The 23,519-nt window shown below is 40.0% G+C and carries 19 protein-coding genes; 8 read left to right on the top strand and 11 right to left on the bottom strand.

Annotation, left to right across the window (positions count from 1 at the left end):
• Nucleotides 1-24 precede the first annotated feature (24 nt).
• Together EHQ59_RS04950 and uvrA are read right to left on the bottom strand one after the other, a co-directional pair.
• Nucleotides 25-1,023 carry an acyl-CoA dehydrogenase gene (locus EHQ59_RS04950; protein WP_135618048.1) on the bottom strand — a complete coding sequence of 333 codons (999 nt, stop codon included), beginning with the start codon at nucleotides 1,021-1,023 and terminating at the stop codon, nucleotides 25-27.
• Nucleotides 1,020-3,911, bottom strand: a complete 2,892-nt coding sequence (gene uvrA, locus EHQ59_RS04945; RefSeq protein ID WP_135618047.1) for an excinuclease ABC subunit UvrA — start codon at nucleotides 3,909-3,911, stop codon at nucleotides 1,020-1,022. Before uvrA ends, EHQ59_RS04950 begins: the two co-directional genes overlap by 4 nt.
• A gap of 41 nt (nucleotides 3,912-3,952) precedes the next feature.
• Here uvrA and EHQ59_RS04940 point away from each other — a divergent pair, with 41 nt between their 5' ends.
• The gene (locus tag EHQ59_RS04940) at nucleotides 3,953-5,587 is read left to right on the top strand and encodes a S49 family peptidase (RefSeq protein ID WP_135618046.1); all 1,635 of its coding nucleotides are present in this window, start codon (nucleotides 3,953-3,955) and stop codon (nucleotides 5,585-5,587) included.
• A gap of 98 nt (nucleotides 5,588-5,685) precedes the next feature.
• On the opposite strand, the gene EHQ59_RS04935 is transcribed toward EHQ59_RS04940, so the two are convergent.
• Entirely contained in the window at nucleotides 5,686-6,678 is a 993-nt protein-coding gene (locus EHQ59_RS04935) for an L-threonylcarbamoyladenylate synthase (protein ID WP_135618045.1), read from the bottom strand.
• A gap of 1 nt (nucleotide 6,679) precedes the next feature.
• Nucleotides 6,680-8,260 carry a glycosyl hydrolase family 18 protein gene (locus tag EHQ59_RS04930; protein WP_135618044.1) on the bottom strand — a complete coding sequence of 527 codons (1,581 nt, stop codon included), beginning with the start codon at nucleotides 8,258-8,260 and terminating at the stop codon, nucleotides 6,680-6,682.
• 145 nt (nucleotides 8,261-8,405) lie between these two features.
• Here EHQ59_RS04930 and EHQ59_RS04925 point away from each other — a divergent pair, with 145 nt between their 5' ends.
• A complete protein-coding gene (locus EHQ59_RS04925) occupies nucleotides 8,406-9,116 on the top strand; it encodes a queuosine precursor transporter (protein ID WP_135618043.1) in 711 nt (236 codons plus the stop codon).
• A 4-nt stretch (nucleotides 9,117-9,120) separates the two neighbouring features.
• On the top strand, nucleotides 9,121-9,885 hold the full coding sequence (locus EHQ59_RS04920) for a glycerophosphodiester phosphodiesterase (protein WP_135618042.1): 765 nt from the start codon (nucleotides 9,121-9,123) through the stop codon (nucleotides 9,883-9,885).
• Here EHQ59_RS04920 and EHQ59_RS04915 read toward each other — a convergent pair.
• Nucleotides 9,867-10,229, bottom strand: coding sequence for a VOC family protein (locus EHQ59_RS04915; protein ID WP_135618041.1), 363 nt, complete (start codon nucleotides 10,227-10,229; stop codon nucleotides 9,867-9,869). The genes EHQ59_RS04920 and EHQ59_RS04915 overlap by 19 nt on opposite strands.
• Nucleotides 10,230-10,238: 9 nt before the next feature.
• Here EHQ59_RS04915 and EHQ59_RS04910 point away from each other — a divergent pair, with 9 nt between their 5' ends.
• Genes EHQ59_RS04910 through hisC form a run of 3 tightly spaced genes read left to right on the top strand, consistent with a single transcriptional unit; the run spans nucleotide 10,239 to nucleotide 14,302 of the window.
• The gene (locus EHQ59_RS04910) at nucleotides 10,239-11,669 is read left to right on the top strand and encodes a hypothetical protein (RefSeq protein WP_244245391.1); all 1,431 of its coding nucleotides are present in this window, start codon (nucleotides 10,239-10,241) and stop codon (nucleotides 11,667-11,669) included.
• A gap of 17 nt (nucleotides 11,670-11,686) precedes the next feature.
• On the top strand, nucleotides 11,687-13,204 hold the full coding sequence (locus EHQ59_RS04905) for a 2-isopropylmalate synthase (protein WP_135618040.1): 1,518 nt from the start codon (nucleotides 11,687-11,689) through the stop codon (nucleotides 13,202-13,204).
• 3 nt (nucleotides 13,205-13,207) lie between these two features.
• Complete coding sequence (gene hisC / locus EHQ59_RS04900) at nucleotides 13,208-14,302, top strand: histidinol-phosphate transaminase (RefSeq protein ID WP_135618039.1); 1,095 nt, start codon at nucleotides 13,208-13,210, stop codon at nucleotides 14,300-14,302.
• Nucleotides 14,303-14,447: 145 nt separating this feature from the next.
• Here the strand turns inward: hisC and EHQ59_RS04895 are convergent, their stop codons facing one another.
• Both EHQ59_RS04895 and EHQ59_RS04890 read right to left on the bottom strand, forming a co-directional pair.
• Nucleotides 14,448-14,849 (bottom strand): Hsp20/alpha crystallin family protein, encoded by a 402-nt coding sequence (locus tag EHQ59_RS04895; protein ID WP_135618038.1) that lies wholly within the window; start codon nucleotides 14,847-14,849, stop codon nucleotides 14,448-14,450.
• 12 nt (nucleotides 14,850-14,861) lie between these two features.
• The gene (locus EHQ59_RS04890; RefSeq protein ID WP_135618037.1) at nucleotides 14,862-15,305 is read right to left on the bottom strand and encodes an Hsp20/alpha crystallin family protein; all 444 of its coding nucleotides are present in this window, start codon (nucleotides 15,303-15,305) and stop codon (nucleotides 14,862-14,864) included.
• A gap of 153 nt (nucleotides 15,306-15,458) precedes the next feature.
• Between EHQ59_RS04890 and EHQ59_RS04885 the strand changes: the two genes are divergently transcribed.
• The gene (locus tag EHQ59_RS04885) at nucleotides 15,459-15,917 is read left to right on the top strand and encodes a RidA family protein (RefSeq protein ID WP_167481377.1); all 459 of its coding nucleotides are present in this window, start codon (nucleotides 15,459-15,461) and stop codon (nucleotides 15,915-15,917) included.
• Entirely contained in the window at nucleotides 15,914-16,465 is a 552-nt protein-coding gene (locus EHQ59_RS04880; protein WP_135618035.1) for a hypothetical protein, read from the top strand. The genes EHQ59_RS04885 and EHQ59_RS04880 overlap by 4 nt, the downstream gene beginning before the upstream one ends.
• Nucleotides 16,466-16,567: 102 nt before the next feature.
• Here EHQ59_RS04880 and clpA read toward each other — a convergent pair whose 3' ends face one another.
• From clpA to EHQ59_RS04860, 4 genes are read right to left on the bottom strand one after another with little or no spacing between them, the layout of a single operon-like run.
• Nucleotides 16,568-18,838 carry an ATP-dependent Clp protease ATP-binding subunit ClpA gene (gene clpA / locus EHQ59_RS04875; protein ID WP_135618034.1) on the bottom strand — a complete coding sequence of 757 codons (2,271 nt, stop codon included), beginning with the start codon at nucleotides 18,836-18,838 and terminating at the stop codon, nucleotides 16,568-16,570.
• A gap of 1 nt (nucleotide 18,839) precedes the next feature.
• Entirely contained in the window at nucleotides 18,840-19,175 is a 336-nt protein-coding gene (gene clpS / locus EHQ59_RS04870) for an ATP-dependent Clp protease adapter ClpS (protein WP_135618033.1), read from the bottom strand.
• Nucleotides 19,175-20,338 carry a GNAT family N-acetyltransferase gene (locus tag EHQ59_RS04865; RefSeq protein WP_135618032.1) on the bottom strand — a complete coding sequence of 388 codons (1,164 nt, stop codon included), beginning with the start codon at nucleotides 20,336-20,338 and terminating at the stop codon, nucleotides 19,175-19,177. Before EHQ59_RS04865 ends, clpS begins: the two co-directional genes overlap by 1 nt.
• Before the next feature lie 15 nt (nucleotides 20,339-20,353).
• Nucleotides 20,354-23,503 carry a SpoIIE family protein phosphatase gene (locus tag EHQ59_RS04860; RefSeq protein WP_135618031.1) on the bottom strand — a complete coding sequence of 1,050 codons (3,150 nt, stop codon included), beginning with the start codon at nucleotides 23,501-23,503 and terminating at the stop codon, nucleotides 20,354-20,356.
• Nucleotides 23,504-23,519: the final 16 nt, after the last annotated feature.

Here is a 23,519-nt window from a genome sequence, read left to right as displayed (position 1 = left end):
TACAATGGTTCGGTTAAGATTCATTTAGTTTCGTTTTTTCTTTTGCGAGAGGTATTTCGTAAAGGAATCTTCCCAAACAAAGAGTAACCAATCCGGGTCTAAGGACTTTAACTCTTCTGGTTTTTCCAACTGAAAGTGGTTCGTGACCGCTTCGATTAAGGGATGGATGGGATAGGGAAAACCTTCGAGTAACAAATCTTTTGTGGGATTTCCCAAAATGGGTTTTAAAAAACCTTCTCTCCATAAAATAAGTTGGTTTCGTTCGGATTGCACCCTTTCATCCATTTCACTTACGTCTTTTGTTTTGCCGATGAGAAGAGACACGAGAGAACACAATTCCTTTAGCCTAAGTTCCAATCCCAATTGTCCATAATCTTCGAGGAGTAAACAATCTGCTTCCAAAGGTAGGTCTTTCACTTGGATCCGCAAATGGCTCACATGGGGTGTAAAGTCCGTATGAAAGGTTTCTTTTTCGATCACAAAAGGATTTTTAGAATCACTCGGAATGTGAACGCAATACACTGGATTTTTCTCCTCAGACTTGGTCACCCAAAAGAGTAAGTCGGCTTCCCCTCCATTGGTCACAAAGGATTTCCTTCCAGAGAGTTTTTCCTCTCTGACATTCGATGTTAGTTTTTTTAATTTCCCTTCAAAACCAGGCTCACTCACTCCCACAGATAATATGAGTGTTTGATCATTTTGTAAAAATGCATTCCAAAAGGGATGGGACCCTGGTTTCGCATAACGGGAGTTTACGAGAATCCCACCTGCGACATTCACTTCCACCATACAAGAAAGCGCGAGAGAAACTCCATTTGTTTCTTCGGCAAGTGCCGAAAGTTTTTTTTGGAATTCGTAGTAGGATTCTTTTCCTAAAATAAAGTCATAAAACCCAAGAGAACCCAAAATAGGTTTCCAACTGCGATAAAAACCAAGTTTTTCTCCTGCCTCTTTGGGGTGAATGGAACCAGTTTCGCCAAATCGGGCAAATACATGGTAAGGAGATTCACTCACCAATTTCATTTACCCTTTTTTTTCGATTGTTTGGCATCGAGTGTTTTTTCTTCATCTAATACTTTTTTTAAGTATTGACCAGTAAACGATCGTTTGACGGTAACCACTTCTTCTGGAGTTCCTATGGCAATGACTTCCCCACCTCCATCACCTCCCTCGGGTCCAATATCAATGATGTTATCGGCGGCTTTGATCACATCCAAATTGTGTTCGATGATGACCATGGAATTCCCTTTATCCACTAATACCTGTAAAACGGATAATAGTTTTTCGATGTCTTCAAAATGGAGGCCCGTTGTCGGTTCATCTAAAATATAAAGTGTTTTTCCCGTTGGTCGTTTGGAAAGTTCTGTAGAAAGTTTGATCCTTTGTGCTTCCCCACCTGAAAACGTTGTAGCCGCTTGCCCAAGTTTGATGTACCCAAGTCCTACATCCATCAGAGTATCTAATTTTCGTTTGAGGTTCGGAATGTTTTCAAAAAATACAACGGCCTCTTCCACGGTCATATCCAAAACATCGGAAATATTTTTCCCTTTGTATTTTACCTCGAGAGTTTCTCTATTGTATCGTTTGCCTTTACAAACTTCACATTCCACGTAGATATCGGGAAGAAAATGCATCTCAATTTTTAAGATCCCATCTCCCTCACATTTTTCGCACCTTCCCCCGGCCACATTGAAACTAAAACGACCGGGCCCATATCCTCTCACTTTTGCTTCTTCTAATCCACTATAAAGTTCCCGCACAAAGGTAAAAAGACCAGTATAGGTAGCTGGATTCGATCGTGGTGTCCTTCCAATGGCCGACTGGTCGATATTGATGACCTTGTCGATTTGTTCTTTGCCTTGGATTTTTTTATGTTTACCTGGAACAAGTTTCATCCCCATCACAGAACTTGCTAGTTCCTTATAGAGAATTTCATTGATTAAGGTGGATTTTCCAGAACCGGAGACTCCCGTAACAACAGTTAAAGTTCCAAGCGGAATGGATACATCGATATTCTTAAGATTGTTATGCGAAGCTCCCGTGATTTTTAAAAATTTCCCATTCCCAGTCCTTCTCGTTTCAGGCATCGAAATTCGTTTTTCACCCGATAAAAATTTTCCAGTGACTGAATGTTTGTCTTTTTTAATTTGTTCGGGTGTTCCAAAAGCAACGATCTCTCCTCCGTGGACACCAGCACCAGGCCCCATATCCACAATGAAATCAGCTTCTTCCATGGTTTCTTTATCATGTTCCACCACAAGAACTGTATTTCCTAAATTGCGTAGGCCTTTCAGGGTTTGCACAAGTTTTGTATTGTCCCTTTGGTGGAGTCCAATCGAAGGTTCATCTAGAATATAAAGAACGCCCATAAGCCTGGATCCAATTTGGGTGGCGAGACGGATTCGTTGCATCTCTCCCCCAGACAAAGTGCCCGCGGAACGACTTAAGTTGAGGTAACCCACACCCACATCATTTAAGAAGTGAAGCCTTTGCAAAATTTCTTTTAGGATGGGTTTGGAGATGGTGTCTTCTGCACCCTTGTATTCCGATTGTTTGGTGAATTCGAGTGCCTTTTCAATGGAAAAACCAGTATAGGCATCAATCCCAATTCCTTGCACTTTCACAGCGAGGGCTTCCTTCCGGAGGCGTTTGCCATTACATTCATCGCAGTCATGATTTGTCATAAAGGACTCAAACCATTGTCGCATAGAATCCGATTTCGTTTCTTTGTATCGGCGTTTTAGATTGGGAATGACTCCCTCATAATTTCTTGAAAATTCATAATGAGAATTGGCGCCACGAAAATCATAATCAATATGAATGGAAGCATCTCCATGTAAGATGGTATTTTTTACTTTTTCCGGTAAATCTTTCCATGGTGTATTTAAATTAAATTTTAATTTTTTAGATAATGCCTGTATGGTGGCCATGTACCAATAGGAATTGGATTTGGATCCGCCCCATGCTTCAATACAACCTTCTGCAAGAGAAGCCTCCCTGTCTGTGACAAGGAGTGCTTCATCAAATTCAAGTAAGGCGCCAAGTCCATCACAATTGGAACAAGCACCAAACGGAGAGTTAAACGAAAATAACCTTGGTGTGAGTTCAGGTATACTCACATCATCACATTTGGGACAGGAAAGTTTTTGAGAAAAGAGATGGTCTTTTTCACCGTCTTCTACCACAACAATGCCATCAGCAGTTTTAAGTGCCGTTTCTACAGAGTCCGACAAACGAGATTGGATCCCTGGTTTCATCACAATCCGGTCTACCACAATGTCAATGTCCGCTTTAAAGTTTTTCTTTAAGGGAATTTCATCTTCGAGGGAATACACTTCTCCATTCACACGAACCCTGTTGAACCCTTCCTTTTTGAAACGTTCAAGGACCTCTTTGTGTTCCCCTTTTTTCCCTTGGATGACGGGGGCTAGAATTTGAAGTTTGGTTCCTTCTGGAAAAATATTGATCCTGTCTGTGATTTGGTCCACTGACAAACTAGAGATGGCCGTCCCACATTTGGGACAATGAGGTTTTCCGACTCGAGCATATAACAAACGTAAGTAATCATAAATTTCAGTGACAGTTCCCACCGTGGAACGAGGGTTACGATGAGTGGTTTTTTGTTCGATGGAGATGGCGGGGCTTAAACCTTCAATTTGGTCCACTTCTGGTTTTTCCATTTGCCCGAGGAATTGTCTGGCATAACTGGAAAGAGATTCCACATAACGCCTTTGCCCCTCTGCATAAATGGTATCAAAGGCAAGAGATGACTTCCCAGATCCCGAAAGACCAGTGATGACCACAAGTTTGTCTCTCGGAATGTCTAGGTTTAGGTTTTTTAGGTTATGTTCACGAGCGCCACGAATACGAATAAAGGAATCCACATCGGATAGCTTGTTTTCCTCTTTCATTCTGGAAAGAATTTTAAGGAATGGAGGGAAGAGGACTGCCTGTGTTTCGAATTCTTTTTTTACTTCTTTTTTTGCCTTTCCGAGCTTTGTACCTGATTTACCTACGTCTAAGCCTCCTTTTCCAACGGAACCGGGAAGTGTATGAACTGGAAATGCCACCCAGATTTGAAGACTCCTACAAATCCTTTTTTGTGAAAAAATTCCAAGGAAAGGAAGAAACCATCACTCGGTTAGAACTTCTCATTTTACTGAAAACGATCGAAAAAAACCCAAAAATCAAATCACTCGATATCAGCCTGCCTCCTCTCGAATGGACTTTATCTGAATTTTATGAAATCCGTAGTGAACTAAAAGCCATTCGCGATTCTGGGAAAAACATTCGGATGTTTGCCAAAGAAGGTGGACTTGGGACATTACTGTTACTCACAATCGCAAATGAAACCTTCCTAGCACCAGAATCTGAATTTACTTTGATGCTTCCAAGCGCCGAACCTATGTTTTTTGGGAAATTTTTAAAAACATGGGGAATCGAAGTCCAAGCATTTGCTTCAGGACCATATAAATCCTTTGCTGAAAGTTTTACTCGTGGCGAATTTTCCAAAGAAGCAAAAAAGAATTTAGAATCCCTCATTTTTAGTCTTCGTTCGGTCATACTAGAGGCTCTCACAAATGGGCAAAAAACCTTAGAGTCTCTTTTCTACAAACCCATGTTATCTGCTGATGAACTTCTTTCGGCAGGAGTCATCCAAGGCATCAAAACAGAAACCGAATTTTTTAGTGAGGATCGGAAAATCTATTCACCCAATTATCCGATCCTCTACCAAACCATAAAAGAGTTTTCCCTCTTTCCAAAACGAAAACAAGAAGTCGTGGTTCTCCCCATAGATGGCGGGATCACAGGGGGAGACTATTTACATAAAAACAGAGAAAACGGAAAAATTGAAGCCTTCTCGCTCATTCCCACCTTAAAAGCCTTAGGCGAAGATAAAAAAATCAAAGCCGTTATCTTAGAGATTTCTTCTCCAGGGGGATCTGCGTTTTATTCGGAACAAATCCACCAAGAAATATTGGAATTAAAGAAATCTAAACTAGTGACTGCTTACTTTAAAGATACAGTCGCCAGTGGAGGTTATTATATTGCAACAGCCACAGACTATATCACAGCTTCTCCTGTTTGCATCACAGGTTCTATTGGAGCTGTGAGTATCCGCGCCAATTTACAAAAACTATACAAAAAGTTTCATTTGAATAAGGAAGCTGTTGGGTTTTATCCGTTCCGGGACATCCACTCCGAATTCCAACCCCTTTCCAAACAAAGCATTTTATATTTAGAATCGCAGATCAAAAAAATAGAAGCTTTGTTTTACCGTCGTGTTGCGGAAGGAAGGAATATCCCTCTGGAAACTTTACCTAAAATTGGAATGGGCCGTGTGTATTTGCCAACAACGGAAAACAATATCGTGGATTCTCTCGGGGGACTTCTGGATGCAGTTCAGTTCGTAAAAGAAAAATTAGGTGGTAAGGCAATTTACCTAACAGAGGAATTACCGAGTTATAATCTCAAAAACAAAATCCCTCTCCTGGGTGGACTTCTTTCGGAACTAAAACTTTTGGAATCACTTGGTGAGGTGTCCCTACTTTCTCATACCAAACTTCATTGGAAAAATCGAAGGTAATTTTCATACGAATTCAAAATAGAAATCCAAACCATTGCGGAATCGAATCCGTTTTGATATGTTTTTTAGTGGAAATGAGGACAGGAAATGATTCGAATTTAGTTCGCTTCTGAGGCTTTCTGCAAACGATTGAGAAGGCCTTCTTTGCCAGTTTCTTCCTTTGGTTCTTCACAATAGATCGTTTCGATGCCCAGTTGGTCACAAGCTTCAAAGAAAGCATAGAGTGCTTTTGTATAGTCTAGATTGGATGTAACAACTCGAATGCGAGGAGATGAAATCAGATTCGTGTTTTCTTCCGAACTTTCTGCAAATCCCGAAGGAAATCCAATCCAGGCAAACTTTGGATCTAATCCCTTTTTTGCAAACTCGGAGTGGAAATCCTCTTTCTTTCGTAATTTCACATTTGCTTTTGGGGCATAGTGTTTGTATTTCATCCCAGGGCTCAAAGGAACCGTTTGGCCTTCTACAAAAGAGGAATTGGGAATCACCAAATTCGGTAAAATTCGTTTCAGTTCGTCTGACTCAATCGAACCAGGGCGTAATAAAACGGGTGGATCTTCATGTAACCCAATGACAGTGGATTCAATTCCAAGGGACGGCTCTTCCGTTACCAAAATTCCATCAACGATCCCATCAAAATATCGCACAACGTCTGTCATGCGAGTGAGAGATGGTCTTCCTGAAAGGTTCGCAGAAGGTGCTGAGATGGGAGAATCACATGCTCTTATCCAATCCCGAACGATTGGGTTTTTCGGAATCCTGACAGCAAGTGTAGATAATTCTTTTGGAAAAATGTTGGGATTTTTTTTGGGAAGGACTAAGGTCAAAGGTCCTGGTGCAAATTCGCATAACAATCGTTCTGCAACTTCACTCACTTCACAGACGGATTTGATTTCTTCGATGGAGGAAAAATGGGCAATCAGTGGGTTGTCACTGGGTCTCCCTTTGATTTGGTAAATTCGTTTGCAAGCCTCTTCGTTGTAACTAGAGGCACCGATTCCGTAAACGGTTTCGGTTGGAAACACAACCACTCCTCCCTTTCGGATGAGGTCCGCAAGCAAACGAACATCCGAAGAGATTAGTGTTTTCATGTTAAAACTGTTTGATTTTTGTTTTGGATTTGGTTTGAGAATTGGAAACTTTTAAAGCATCCTTGGAATCCGAATTTTGAATTGTAGTTTCTTCCTTTGGTTCTTCTTCCTCTTTTGCTTTTTCCACTGGAGGGAGTTGCCCTTGGACAAGTTTACTCAAATACACATTGATCTCAGGATCATTGTCTGTCACTAGTTGCCAGAACGAAAATCCACCCAAATCATACTTACGAAGTAAGGTCATCTTTTCTTCAAAGGCACGTCTGTTCATATAAAAGGCAACGCGGTCACAACCACCACTGCTATACCATAGAGATGGATCTTCGTAAGCTCGGTTTTTATGGATGTCCGAAAACTTCGATAGGTTTTTCCAACTAGCAACTTTGTTCTCTTCATTTAAGATGCGGTTGATATCTGTGGGTTGGCGATTTTTGTGAGTTCCCGCTTTGATCCTCTGTGCATCAGAGTGGTAAATCGCTTTTGCAGATGCTTTACAATTGAGTGCCCAGTCATACCCATACGTTGGGATCGCCATATACAGTTTGTGAGTGGGGACTCTTTTTTTCGCGTAAGTGATGATGTCTTTTAACCAAACGTTAGGCGCTTGGGGGCCAGGGCCTGGGTTATGGTATTTCCTTGGGTGGAGTTCATACGCCATAATTTTGACTCGGTCTGCGTGTTTGGCAAGGAACTCATAATCATGAGTGGTTGGTCCTCTCCAGTTTTCACGGAAGTCTAAGTGGATGGGTTTGGAAAGTCCACGGCATTGGAGTTCTTTCTTCTTTGATTTTTCTGCTGGGGTTTTTGGATGAACGGCAACAGAGATTAGTTTTCCTTTTTTATGGACTTCTTTTGCAAGGAGGGCAAAAAATTCTTCGAACTTTTCTTTTTTATCACAAGACATCCCTTCGTAATCAATATCAATTCCATCATACCCATAGGTCATGATTTCATTCACAATCACTTGGATGTGGTGGTCACGGATATCATTCCTTCCGCCCATACCAATGTTTTCTTGGATTTTTTCTTTTGGATTTTCCCAACGGAAAATGGTAGGAATGATTTTGACTTTTGGATTCAAAGCACGAAGTTCTTGGACTCGTTCTTTTCTAGAAGTACTGGACCAACTCGAAATGAGCTCTCCGTTATTGGAAAGTCCACCTTTCATCGTGTAGATAAAGGGATGGATTTCATTATAGAGATGAACTGTTTTTTTCATGGCAGTCCAATCCGTAGACCATGCAGAAGAACGGAAACGAACATTTTCATCAGGAAGAAAGTTCGGTGCTTCGACTACCTCTTCTTCCACAGTGACGGATTCTTTCGTTTCGGTTTTCTCTTCTGTTTCGATCTCCGAAGGAGTCCCGAGAGAAGGAGTGGATGCTTCTACCACACTTGGATTTGTGTTTCCTGTTTTGGGAAGGTCTTTCAAAACCAAGGTGTTCCCTGAATTTTGCATGAGATTCATTCCCAAATAAAACGAAATGGCGGATAAAAAGAACCAAGAGGCAAATAATAAGGAATATTTCGCCACATTGGAAAGAGGGCGTTTTGGGGTGTTCGGGGATTGTGATTCAGACATATACGTTTCTTCTAGATTGATTATCGAACTGTTGAGAAAAAAAGAGTAGAGATTAATCGAAACCCACTCTATCTATCTGTATCCCATGATTTTTTAGGAGCCATTCTCTCCTAGCCGAAATTGGAATGGGGAGGAAAAGAAATCCATGAATGCCTTAAAACAAAAACCGGTGATCCTTTATACTGTTTTACTTAGTTTTTTTCTCACTTTTTTACTCCTCGCAGAACTTACAGGTAGTAAATTATTTTTTGCCTTCGGATTTACCATGACGATGGGGGTTATCCCTTTCCCTGTCACCTTTATCATCACGGATTTACTGAATGAATACTTTGGGCGGAAAGTTGTCAGAGCCACAACCTTTCTCGGTATGGTGATGATTGGGTTTGCCTACCTCCTCATTGTCATTGATATCCAAATTCCGGCAAGCCCTGATTCGCCAATTGATGATGCTTCTTTTGAACGAGTGTTTGCCAATTCAGGTCTTGTCATCCTCGGTTCGATCATTGCCTACCTCATTGGGCAGATGATTGACTTACATACCTTCCATTTTTTGCGAAAAAAAACAAAGGGAAAACACATTTGGTTGCGAGCGACGGGTTCCACCGTGATTTCCCAACTCATCGATTCGTTTGTCGTCATCTTCATTGCTCTCGGTAAATACCACGCAGTGCCAAAACTTGTTTCCATCGCGAGTACCAATTTTTTATACAAAATGGGGATCGCCATTCTCATTACACCTCTCCTCTATGCGATTCATATCTACATCGATCGTTACTTGGGAAAAACCTTAAAAGAACAGATGTTTCGAGAAGCGATGGAAGAAGAAGGATACGAATCTACCATCCAACCAGGATAATCCAATGTTTAAACCTAGAATCGAACGCTTGCAAACTCTTCTCGGAAAATCACCGGCCAATATCGGTCATAGAGGTGCCAGAGGACTTGCTCCGGAAAATACACTTGTCTCCTTTCTTGTGGGTTCTGAATCCACTCATTATTTTGAGTTGGATACCATGTTATGTGGATCGGGAGAACTAGTTGTCATCCATGATTTTACAGTTGACCGCACAACTGATGGAGAGGGAAAGGTTGCCGAGATCCCCTATCGTCAGTTAGCTGAACTGGATGCTGGTGGATTTTTTTCTGAGGATTTTGAAGGTGAACAAATTCCAACCTTATCCCAAGTGGTACAAACATTACCAGAAAACACAGTCTTTGACATTGAACTGAAAAGTGAAGGGAAAAAAGAAGAACGGGAAGCTTTGGCAAAAGCAGTTGTTAAACTCATCCGCAAGTTCAAATTACAAAATCGAATTTGGGTGAGTAGTTTTGATTGGGAACTTGTAGACTTAGTAAGAAAAGAAGAACCTGAGGTGTTACGTGGATTACTAATAGAAAAAGGAGATTCGCTAAACGAACGTTATCTGGAGTTTGAACCAGATTTAATCCTTCCTCATTTTTCAGCATGTACGAAAGAATTTGTATCTGAATGTAATCAAGAAGATTTACTTGTGATTCCCTACACTCCCAATACAGAAGAAGAATGGAAATCTCTCATCGAGGTTGGAGTTTCTGGTCTGATCACAGATTTTCCAGATCGATTAGCTCAAGTATTATCTACATAAATCCAAATCCAATTCCCCCAAGGATCTTCATGTAAAGAATATCCTTTGGCATCCACGGACTGGATGTGTTTTAATTTTGAGAGGAGAACCTGCTTTTGGTTTTCCTCTTTTGGGGAAAGAGTGAGGGTTCCTCCTCGCACAGGACAGTGCTCTGTTTCTTTCGAAAACACAATCCGAAGTCCCAAGTCCAATTCCAACTCGGCATGCCCAAAACTTTCTTTCAGAACTTTGCCCCCTAAAATGGATTGGTAGAAGTGAAGTGGTTTCTGACAATCTTCTCCCCCTGCCAAATTCACAGAATAGAGGGAAATCGGATGGGGATCCAGAGGACTTTTTTCTAACATATGAGTCCAATGGAACGTTTTAGAAATTTTTTCCAATCATATTTCCATACATTGGGAAAACATTTCCATCCACGGGAATGGATCGGATTGTCTGTTTTTTTACTGATTTCGATTAGTATCAATTATTTGTTATGCGAAACTATTTATTTTATCCCATTACACTCCGCTGACCAACTGTATACTCCACTCATTGTTTCTGATTTCGTGAAAGGAGAAGGAATCCTTCATTGGTATCTCCCACCATCTCCTTATTTTTTTCCAGACATCTTACTCATGTTTATTTTGTATATAGGATTTCCTTTTTTGGTTCTTCCCACGATGTATGGTGTGATCCAAATGGGATTAGTATCCCTAGGATTGTATTTGCTTTTGTCATCAATCCTTTCCAAACAAAAGTCCCTCTCCTTTCTCATTTGGTTCCAAACCATATTCACACTCTTTTCTTTGTTAGGTGATATCTTAGGAGATAAACCCCTTCCCTTAGTTTATTTTTTTTCCAATGCCCATCATAGTACGGGGTTTTTCTTTAGCCTTTTTCTTGTGAGTCTTTATTACAAGTATCAATCCAATCCTAAACCTAGTTGGAATCAAGCGGAGAATCGAAATCACAATCAAACACAAAACCTGCGAATCCACGCGGTCCTTTACCCGTTTCTTTTTTTCATTGGTTTTAGTTTGTTATATCTTTCTGATCGATTTGCATTTTGCATTGGAATCATTTGTTTTCTCGTCATTCACTCCTTGGAAGGAAATCAAAAACAATGGAAAGAGATTTCCTATCCAAAATGTTTTTATTCTATCGGAGTACCGATTGTATCCCTGGTGGTTTTGGAACTCACTTTTTATTTTCTGAAATCCAAATTCCATATTCCCAATAGTTTTGGAATTTTATTCACTACGTTCCAAACCAAAACATGGGAAGAAATTTCATTTTTATCGGTTCACTACCTATTTGATTTTGCCAAACAGTTCTTGTACCATAATCGTTCTTTGTTGGGATTATGTTTTGTTCTAGGATTGACTTATCCCAAATTTCCTTTTCGGTTGAAACGAATCCTAATTGTTTTGTTTCCAATCCTTCTTGTATTACTTGTAGTCGTAGGTCGCTTTACCTACCTCCATCCCTATCCTATTCGCTATCTCTTTCCCATCTGGTTTTTAGGAATTCTCGGAATTTCCTGGGTGATGTCAAATGAGATGAAACCTTTCCCAATACTGGTCCTCCTGTTGACGTTAACCCTCTGGATTCTCTTTCTTAGTTTCCTTCCGAAACCTAGAAACAGCGTAAAGAAAACCCACCAATCGATCCGAAACGAGGAAGTTCCCTATGATCTGGAAAAACCGATTCGGTTTTGGACAGAAGGGAAACAAAAACCGATTCCGATTGAGGAAGGTGGGAAACCTTATCGTTGGATCACAGGTGCTTTCCATACTCCTTGACAGACTTCGGGGAAACTATGATCTGGAAGGAGATGGAAGATTACGTACGGATTTTTGATACGACTTTGAGAGACGGAGAGCAGTGCCCTGGTGCTGCGATGAGTGAGGACGAAAAAGTAGAAATTGCAGGCCACCTCGCACGAATGAAGGTAGACATCATCGAAGCAGGATTCCCAGTTTCTTCCCCTGTCCAGTTCAAAGCCGTCGAACGCATAGCTCGTGAAATTGAAGGACCCACCATTTGTGGCCTTGCCAGGGCCCTTCGTCCTGATTTAGAAGCTGCCCGAGACGCATTAAAACCGGCCAAATCCAAACGCATTCATACCTTTATCGCATCCTCTCCCATCCATATGAAACACAAACTGGGGAAGTCTCCATCCGAAGTTCTTGAGATGGCAAGGATTGCCGTTCGAATGGCAAAAGACTTTGTGCCCGATGTGGAATTTTCACCAGAAGATGCCACAAGGTCGGAATGGGAATTTTTACGAGAGTTAGTCGAAGTTGTCATTGAGGAAGGAGCAACCACAATCAACATCCCAGATACAGTTGGTTATACGACTCCTCAAGAATATATGGATCTTTTCCGTTTTTTAAAAACAAAGGTAAAAGGAGCAGACAAGGTCATTTTTTCGGCCCACTGCCATAATGACCTAGGTTTAGCTGTTGCCAATTCCCTCGCCACTGTCCTTGCGGGGGGTCGCCAAATTGAATGTACCATCAATGGAATTGGGGAACGAGCAGGGAACACAGCCATGGAAGAAGTGGTGATGGCTCTCAAAACAAGAAAAGATACCTTCGGAGTCGAAACAAATATTGACTCTACTCTCATCACACGTGGTTCTCATTTGGTAAAAACCATCACAGGGATGGTGGTGCAACCTAACAAAGCCATCGTGGGAGCCAATGCGTTTGCTCATGAATCAGGCATCCACCAAGATGGTGTGATCAAAAACCGTCAAACCTATGAAATCATGACACCAGAGTCAGTTGGATTAAAATCCAACCGTATGGTTCTCGGACGCCATTCTGGAAGAGCTGGGTTCAAAGATCGAATCATTCGTATGGGATTTGATCCCAAACCAGAAGAAATTGACAATGCCTACAATCGGTTTTTGGAAATTGCAGATAAAAAGAAAGAAGTCTTTGATGAAGACATCGCAGCTCTCTTCCAATCCGAAATCAGTCGTTCCCAAGTGGACGAAACCTACAGACTGATCTCTTTTGAACAAAACACAGGTTCTGACAAAACTCCTTTTGCCAAAGTCAACTTACAAATCAAAGGCGAAACGAAAGTGGGAGAAGCCAAAGGAGATGGACCCGTTGATAGTATCTTCAAAGCAATCAGTGTTGTGACCGGGCTTTCCCCTCTCCTATCTCGACTTGTGATTTCCCCTGTGACAGAAGGAACCGATGCCATGGCAGAAGCCTCAGTGACCTTGGAGGACGGCGAACGTCGAGTTGTGGGCAAAGGAGATTCTACAGACATCATTGAGGCTTGTGCGAAAGCCTATATCAATGCACTCAACCGGTTGTAAACGATGTTTAGTGTAGAGAAACCATTTGATCCGAAGTTGTTTGTAAGAAACGAATTACAGACATTTTCTCCTTACACTCCTGGCGAACAACCAGGCCTTACAACTTCCACCATCAAATTAAATACAAACGAAAATCCCTACCCTCCTTCGCCTAAAATCCAAAAGGCGGTAGAAGAAGTTATCGAAAAAGGTTTACTTCGCAAATATCCCAATTACCATTCCCGAAAATTACAAGAACTCATTGCAAAGGATTATGATTTAGATCCAAACCAAATCCTAGTCACCAATGGATCTGATGAAGCCTTACGTTTGTTATTCCAAACCTTTGTTGGCCCTGGAGATGTTGTGGTAGCTCCTGACCCAACCTATTCGTATTACCCAGTCCTCACCGAACAAATGATGGTTGGGGCAAAATACAAAGCAGTTCCCGTCCTTCCCAACTTACATTTTGATATAGAAACTCTTATGAAATGTGAAGGGAAATTACTTTGTTTTGCACATCCGAACGCTCCTACTGGAATTGAAGAACCAAAACAAAACCTTTTGAAACTGGTTCGTAGTTTTCCTGGACTCGTTTTGTCCGATGAGGCTTACATTGATTTTACTGACGGAGGGGCAAGTTTGATCCCCGAGATCAAAACAAACCCCAATCTTCTCGTTTCGAGAACATTTTCGAAATCCTATGCATTAGCTGGACTTCGAGTGGGTTATCTTGTGGGATCTCTTGAGACAATTGCATGGATTCGCAAATTGAAAGACTCCTATAATGTGGGGATCTTGGACCAAGTGATTGCCGAAACTTCCTATGCAGACAAAGAGTATTTTCTGGAAAAACGAAAACTTTTGGTCCAAGAAAGGTCTCGTCTCAAAACCAATTTGGAATCGATTGGATTTACCATTCCTGAATCCTCCACCAATTTTCTCTTTTGCCAACCAAAACCTGGTGTTTCTCCAGAACAACTTTACCTATCCTTAAAAGAAAAAAATATCCTCATTCGGTATTTCTCCTATGGAATTTGTAAGGATTACATTCGAATCACGATTGGAACCAAGGAAGAAAACGACCTAGTTTTCCAAACCTTAAAAACTCTCCTCTAAAAAGAAACCCAACAAAACAACTGTTCTGTTGGGTATTCGTTTGTCCATTGGTGTTTCAACCTTTCTATTGATTTGAGAAACAGTTTCTCTTTCTTATACTAACTCTTTTTTCTCGATGTTATCATCCTGAAATCCAGAAAAAGAGTTATGAGTTTTTAATCTCAATTTTTGTTTTTTTCGGTTCGATTTTAGGAAGTGAAAGTTCCAAAATTCCGTTTTTCATTTTTGCCACCGCTTTTTCGGAATCAATCGCTTTGCCAATGGTAAACTTACGGAAATAGTTTCCTTCTTTGTATTCCGCAAGTCGTACCTGGCCTTTTTCATCGCCCCCAATCTGGAATTTTCCTTCTAATTGGAGTTGGTCTTTCTCAATTGTGATCTCAACCGATGTTTCATCCACACCAGGCATCTCTACTCGAAATAAAATCGAGTTTTCTGTTTCATAAACGTCTACATTCGGAGAGTAAACCCTTACTTGTGGTTTTACATCATTCACTTTTGATTTATCCACTAACTCTTGTCTGTTATCTGTTGTAAGTGTATTCATATAGATTTCTCCTTATCCTATGTTTATGGATACTTTTTTTGGTTTGTCTTCTTCTCTTCTTGGTAAATGGATATTTAACACCCCATTTACATATTTTGCAGAAACTTGGTCTTGATTCACTCGGAATGGAAGTTCTAAACTTCTATGGAATTCCCCATAAAAGATCTCTCGTCTATGTACTTCCGTTCCTTCTGCCAAGTCCTCGGCTTTTTTCTTTCCATGGATGGAAAGCATATTGTCTTTTACATTGATATCGATTTGGTCTGTGTCCATTCCAGGCAAAAGGCAAGTCACAAGGGCTTCATCTTCTTTGGTGTACACATTGACAGGAGGAAAATGCGATGAACTTCCGAATTGGCTATCCAAAATGGAACGAGTCAACTCATCATTCAATCGATCAAAGTCTCTCCAAAACTGGTTTGCTTTGGTTTGTGGGTCTAGAATTCGAAATAACATGCAAAATCTCCTATTGGCACTCTTATTCGTAGCCTGCTATTTTCGTTAGCACTCTACATCTTTGACTGCCAATCGTCAAGAAAAATTTAGATTTTTTGCAAGAAGGAAAAAAAATTTTGTCTCATAGGCCTTGTCAGCATAGTTTGGATGGCAATGGCAATCTCTGATCAATTGAATGCACTCGGAATTCAAATTCCACCAGTCCCAGCGGCACTTGCGGCCTACATCCCCTCCAAACGTTCAGGGAATTTGATTTTTACTTCCGGGCAGCTCCCACTTGTCGCGGGAAAATTGCGAAAAACAGGAAAAGTCGGTGGTGGCATCACTCTAGACGAAGCAAAACAAGAAGCTAGACAATGCCTTCTAAATGGGCTCTCAACCCTTCTTTTACACATTGATTCCCTCGATCAAATCAAATCCATCGTCAAACTGGGAGTGTATGTAGCATCAACAGAAAACTTCACCGAACAACATTTAGTTGCCAATGGTGCCTCTGAACTGGTAGCTGAAATTTTTGGAGAAAAGGGAAAACACGCTCGTTTCGCCATTGGTGTTACTTCCCTCCCGTTAAATGCCTGTGTCGAATTAGAAATGACTGTGGAAGTGGAATGACAACATCAATCGTAAATCTATTCACAGAGATTTTTTTGTTTTTAAAAGAAACAGTAAAGTTAATACCAGATTTAATTAAAGTTTGGTGGTTTTTAGGACAAAAAATTTTGCTTTCAGTATCCAAGTATTGGAATACAAAACTTTTATTTGATAAGCTATTCTTTATATTTTTGTTTTTACAGTTATTGTTCTCCGTATTCCCTTGGTTTCGTTATGAAATCGCATTTTTTGAAATCAAAGAATCTGTTTCCTTAAGTCCCAAACTCAATTCAATTTTTATTCTCATTAGCTTACTCAATTTTTTCTTTTTAGGATTTTGGAAATCAGCTTGGACGAGAGTCTGGTTTTTTGCAACGGAGATGATTTGTATTCTTGTGGTGCTCTGGGGATATTTAGATCCGAAAAGAACTTATTATGACTTTGTCAATGGAAACGAAGTGAGCACAGAAATTCCGTTTTATCTGTTTTTGGTATCACTTAGTTTTGCCTTTCTATTTGGATATCTAAGTTTTCAAAAGGAAGACGAAGTTTATTTACAGACTCGTTAGAAGAAAAACTCAATAAAAAGAAGAAAGAAACTAACACATAGAAACGGGAAACAGGAAGGAAGTTCAACACACCTCCCTTATGTTTCCCAATCAATTCTCTTTTTACACTTGTTCGAGAATTTCTAACTTATTCTTCTCTTCTGATTCGTTTAGATCCACTAAAAAGGACTTCACTTTCTCTTTATGGAAAAGGATTTTTTTCGAAAGAGGTTTTCCAATTTCTGAATTGATGATCCTTTGGATTGGCCTTGCTCCCATGGCTCTATCATATCCTGTTTCTGCCAAATAACGAACTGCCTTATCGGAGATTTCCAATTGAATCCCTTTTTCTTTTGCCTTCAACTGCAAGGTATGGAACATCCTTTTCACCACTTGTTCCACGATGGGAACGGTAAGCGAGTTAAACTCAATTACGGATGTTAGACGATTTCGAAATTCTGGCGTAAACGTCCTTTCAATGGCCTTCATCGATCGGTCATCATAACGATCTGTATCAAAACCGAGAAGTGGTTTGGAACTTTCCTGGGCACCTGTGTTTGTGGTCAAAATTAGAATTACATTTTTGAAATCTGCTTTTTTCCCGGTGCTATCGGTAAGCGTGGCATGGTCCATCACTTGTAATAGGATATTGTAAATATCTTCATGTGCCTTTTCAATCTCATCAAACAAAAGTACACAATGTGGTGATTTTGCAATTGCATCCGTGAGTTGACCTCCTTGGTCATACCCTACATAACCCGGCGGACTTCCGATCATACGTGATACAGAATGTTTTTCCATGTATTCACTCATATCAAATCGCAAAAACTCAATCCCCATTTTTTCGGCCAAAGTTTTTGCCACTTCTGTTTTTCCTACACCTGTAGGCCCAACAAACAAAAAGCTACCAATCGGTTTTCCTTCATCTCCAAGACCTGATCGTGAATAATGAATCGCATCTACGATTTGGTCGATGGCATGGTCTTGGCCAAACACAATGGTTTTCATTTCTGAATCCAAGGATTCTAATTTCTTTTTATCATCCGCCTTAACGGTTTTCTCTGGAATTTTGGCAATCTTTGCCACAAGGGTTTCGATTTCATAAATTCCAACAGATTTCTTTTCCTTGTTTTTGTTTTCGTCCCTTAATTTGACAAAAGCACCTGCTTCATCCATTAAATCAATAGCCTTGTCTGGCAAAAAACGATCACGCAAATGCAAAGTGGAAAGGTCTACACAGGCTTCAATCGCTTTTGCACTATAGTGAACACCATGAAAGGATTCATACTTTGGTTTTAGACCGTTTAATATCTGTATGGCGTCTTCACGAGAAGGTTCTGCCACTTCAATTTTCTGAAACCTTCGCGATAAAGCGTGGTCTTTTTCAAAAATCGATTTGTATTCTTTGTAAGTCGTAGTTCCAATACATTTTAATTCCCCATTGGCTAGGGCTGGTTTCATCAAATTAGAAGCATCAAGACTTCCCCCAGACACTGCTCCTGCCCCTACAATGGTATGGATTTCATCTATAAAAATTACCTTTTCTGGTTTTCCCACTAACTCTTGTAATATGGCCTTGAGCCGTTCTTCAAACTCACCACGGAATTTGGTTCCAGCCATTACAAGTCCCATATCCAGAGAATATATCTCCAGTCCTAATAAACTTTTTGGGACATTCCCTTTCACAACACGTTCGGCAATCCCTTCGACGATTGAAGTTTTACCAACACCAGCTTCCCCTACAAAAATCGGATTATTTTTACGGCGTCTGGAAAGGATATGAATGGTCCTTTGAATTTCTATATCCCTACCAATACAAGGATCTAGTTTTCCTAATTTTGCTTTTTCCGTAAGGTTTACACAGAATTTATCCAAAGCAGATTGTTTAGACTTCTCTTCACTTTCCTCTTCGAAACCTTCTTCGGTTTCAGAAAAGTCAGGGAAGGAAGAATCTTTCTCTTTTTTCACACCATGGGAAATGAATTTGATTACATCCAGTCGTTTGATATCTTGTTTTGCTAAAAGATAACAAGCTTGGCTATCTTCTTCTCGAAATAAGGCCACAAGGACATTATTCCCATCCACTTCTTCTTTGCCGGAGTTTTGCACATGAAACGCAGCAAACTGAATGACAAACTGAACTCCAACAGTGTATTTAGGTTGAATTTTGAGATTTGGTACAGAGATAGAAGACAAATCATCTTCAAAATAATCCAATAACTCTTCACGTAATAAATCTAAATCACAACCGACATTAATCAGGACTTCTTTCGTTTTTTCGTTAAAGGTTAACCCGTATAATAAATGTTCTAAGGTAATAAATTCGTGATGAAACTTAGTTGCTTCTTTTTGGGCAAGTTCTAAAGTTTTTTCTAAATCCGATGAAAAATTCATATCATTCCTCCTTTGCCAATTGGCATTGTAACGGGTGTCCAGCATCATCAGCTAACCGATGTACATCTTCCACCTTGGTCCTTGCTATATCTAAAGAATACACTCCACAAACAGCAGAACCTTCCGTGTGAGCTTTCCACATGATTTGACGAGATTCCTCCATCGATTTCCTAAATACGATGGCCAAAACATACACAACAAACTCTTGTGGTGTGTAATCATCGTTGATGAGAATGACCTGATAGCGATTTGGTTTCTTAACTTGTTTTTTTTGTTTTTCCTTTTCTAAAAGTTCCACATTAAAATCAGTATAAGACTTTCGTTTGGTTTCTGACATTAGCCCTCCCGTAGAGATTTGATGGGAGAGTGTGAGTTGTAGGCGGCGATATTGTCTCTTTCCATTTGGATCTCTTTTTCTAAATAGGATTCGATGGCACTCCTACCTTGTTCATGATAGATATGATGTGCGCTATACATTGGTACCGTTTCATACCCTCGTAGGAATTTATGTTCCCCTTGGGCACCTGCCTCCACTCTTTCCATTTTATGTTCAATTGCAAAATCGATCAATCGGTAATAACAACATTCAAAATGTAAATTGGGTATGTATTCCAGAGCTCCCCAATACCGACCAAATAAAAAACCATCTCGGTAGAGATTCCAACTTCCTCCAATTGGATCGCCATTTGGCTTTGATGCGAGTACAAGAAGTAATCGGTGACGGAAGTCCTCCACCATTTTGTGGAAAAACGTTCGATTGAGATAGGCCTGACCCCATTTTTTACTATGAGTGTCCTGGTAAAACTCATAAAAAAAATCCGCGTGTCCTTTGTGAATGGAATCCCCAGTCAAGGTTTGGATCTGGAGTCCTAATTCGTTTATTTTTTTTCGTTCACTGCGAATCGACTTACGTCTCTCTTTCACTAACGTAAAAAGAAATTCTTCAAAACTCTGAAAACCCCTGTTGAACCAGTGGTATTGATGAGACAACCTTGGTGCAAATCCACTCGATTCACTTAAACTTTGTTCTTCCTCTTTACAAAAAAGGATATGGATGGAAGATACATTTTCCTTTCTTCCATATTCTTTTAAAGAAGAACGCAACTTTTCGCCTAATTCCTGTTTTTCGGACTGTGAAAAATTGGGATCCAATAAAAAACGAGATCCAGTGACAGGGGTAAAGGGAACTGCTACTGTGAGTTTGGGATAATAAGGAATCCCTGCTCTGTGAAAGGCATTGGCCCATTGGAAATCAAAGATATATTCCCCATAGGAATCTTTTCGTAAATAAGCAGGAAGAGCTCCCACGAGGATTCCTGCTTGTTTTGCCAAAACGATAACGGGAAACCAATCGGATTTGGCGATGCATCCTGTTTCCTCAAGTCCCGCCAAAAATTCATATTCTTGAAATAGAGAATCAGATGGAACCAGTCGATTCCACTCCTCCCGATTCAAATCTAAGAAACTATGAGAAATCTCTATCTTGATGTTAACATCCACTCACAAACTTAGACTCTATCGAGATTCCTCTTGTTTGATTTGTTTTTTCCGAATGTGCTCAATCAGGCGAACCAAACTTGGATTTTCAGGATCCAATTCCAAAGCGGAACTCAAAATATTTTCAGCACGTGCATAATTTTTGTCAGCCAAATAGGTTTGTCCCAAATTGATCAGGTTTTTGACATGATTCGGATCCCTTAATCGCACTCGTTCTCCAAAATCAATCGCGGTTTTGATATCAGCCACTTTCCTTGCACAAAACGCAGTGATGTACATGATTTCCGTATCCATTGGCCTAAGGATGCTATAGTCCTTTGCCATTTTTTTTGCCTTTCCGTAGTCCTTCAGTTTCAAATACAATTGGATGAATTTCTTTTTGATTTCAGGAATGTTTTCCTCTAAGGAATGTGCTTTCTCCAAATAGGTAACCGCTTCTTGTAAATCGGAAGAATCACTCGCCTCTTTTGCTTTTGCAAGTAGGGATTGGATTTCTCTTAGTTTGTCTTTTTCGATTTTGTATCGTTCTTTTTCTTCGATAAAAGATACACGTAACAAAGATAAGTCGTCTGTTAAGGCCCCAAACTTAGCCATCTCGTCGTAAATTAAATCCAGTTCCCCTTTTCCGGCTTCTACCATCTTTAGAAATAAACGTTCGTCTTCATTGATGACTCGTTTTCCTTCTTCCGTATGAGAAATGAGAAGGTCGTCACGACCATCGGAACCTGCAATCAAAATGTCTCCTGCTTCTAATTGGAAGGTTTTGATGTACAAATTTCCTTGCACACCAGAAGTCCCGAGTTTACGAAACATGAGTTCATTTTCGATAAAACTAGCAATCCCATCCCGGTACAATACAATCCAAGGGTGTTCTGCATTGATAAAATAAAGTAATCCTGTTTCGTTATCAATGACTCCAAGTACAAGGGAAACTAACATCGAACCATCAAAACCTTCAAAAATTTTATGAAGTTCTAAAAAGGTATTTTTGATCCAACGTTCGGGATAAGTGTTTCTTGCTTCACTGAGTAGTTGTGTTCTTGTGATGATGGACTCAAACACCGAACCAAGTACCAGAGCTCCACCTGCTCCTTGCATCGATTTTCCCATTGCATCTGCATTGAGAAAGACAGTATAAGACCTTTGGTTCAGAACAATTTGGTTGGCGATATTCAAATCCCCACCAATCTCTTTTTCGTATTGTTTAAACGTAAACTTCTTCTTTTGTTCTAATAAAAAATCAACCCTTACGTTTTCATGCATCGCATGGTTGACGTTAAATGGCTGCAATAACAAGGAAGTTAAAAAATAATCTCCATCTTGTTGGTGTTTTAAGGATTGCACTTCTTTGAGTGTATTTTCTAATTCTTTGGTACGTTCTTGTACTTTTTCTTCCAGTTGTTCTGCATATTGTTGCAATTTTTTTCGGGCAGCTTGGATAGAACGCACCATTCGGTTAAACGATCTTGCCATAAACCCAATGTCATCTTCCACATGAACTGTCAGGCGATGTTCTAAATTTCCCGAATTGACTTCGGTTAAACCTTCAATGATTTGTTCAATAGGCCTTATGAGTGCGATGAGAAAAAATAACCGATACCCAAAAATCACTAAAATCCCGAGGGCAACAAGTCCAATGATCCAAGGCAAAGTGACTTCATGTTGGAAGCTGCGATAATCGACATACGGATATCCCACCTCATGAACAATCCCATCTTTTTTGTCGACAATGAGATAACTCACAAAAAAAGAATAGTTAGGAAGGTGGGTATCAAACTTCACTTGGCCCCTGTAATTTCTTTCCCCGTGATTCGGCATTGGGGAAAACATTTGGTCCAAGGTTTCCCATTTTTCTTCTTCCGATACACTCGAATTCAAAACATTTCGTGCTTCTGCATAAAATCCAGACAATGCACCTTCTTCCTTTTTCACAAGACCCATCGCTTTTTCTTGAAAACCAGAAACGGGGATTTCTCTCAGTTTGTTACGAGTGTATAAAATCTTTCTTTTTTCTGATTCAATGGCAAAAATTAAGTCCTTAGGACTCTTTACATTGGGATCGGCAATCAATCTCTGTAACTCTTTCGCATAACCACGACTTGTTTCCGGCAATTCTAGTAATAAACTAGAGGTATTATCTTTCCAACGGGAATCTTTTTCAAACGAAAGAATCATTTCAAGAGCCCAAACATTCCAATATTCGGCAACATAAGCCTTTGGTTCGATTTTTGTTTCTTCTTTTCCTAAGTGATGAGTGAAACGTCTTTCCTTGGTATCATAAGAATAATGGAAACTTGGGATTTGGTCTGTTTCGAGTCCTGCAATATAGTTTTTGGCTCTGGCCGTGTGCACCATATCGTAGTTAGATTCTGTTTGTTGGATTACAGAATAAGCAACGAGTTGTAAGATCAGTAAAAAAGAAGCCAAAGAGATTCCAATGATTCTTGAGATGATGGTTGTTTTGTCTTTTGTGTTATTGATATAAACCACATTGGCCACAAATAACCCAACTACCAAAATCAAATCGGTAATGGTTTGGTACAAACCTCTTCCAATGGCCCCATCTCGGGATAAAACATTTAGAAATCCAGGAATCATCGTTATCAAAACAAAAGAAATGAGAATGCTGATGATGGTGAAACGTGATTCCTTGGGAATTTTGAATAACTGAAGGATGGCGACAACTGTAAACGCTACAAAAAATACTAAAACGATAATGGCATATGCTTTATAAAATACGGGAAGTGGAAAATCCCAATAATGACCACTGAAAAAAAACAAACGACCTGCTGTTAAACTGATGGTAACAAAATAACCAGTCACCAATACCACTACGGCACTTAAGATCCGAAAGATTGTTTTTTTCAAACGAGGAAAATAAACTTCTGGGTAACTTAGAAAAAATCCAGTTAAATACACCGACCCTGCCATTGCCCCTATGATCACAAACCATCTCATATAAGCAGAAGCAGGTCCCATAAATGAAAAATTGATGAGATACCCAAAATGAAAAAGGCCAAGCCATAAGGTCGCCATTCCTAAATTATAGGTGGCTTCCGACTTTTCCTTCACTGTTAAGAATAATTGTGCATTGTAAAAAGTGAAAATCACTCCTACTAAAGATCCAAAAGTATAAAAATCAAACGCTATCTTTCCCCAAGATTCCATGGATGAAAACCCTAAC

This window comes from Leptospira kemamanensis, assembly GCF_004769665.1.
Lineage (GTDB): Bacteria > Spirochaetota > Leptospiria > Leptospirales > Leptospiraceae > Leptospira_A > Leptospira_A kemamanensis.
The sequence above is the reverse complement of the archived record's forward strand: the minus strand, read 5'-3'. Positions and strand labels throughout refer to the sequence as shown.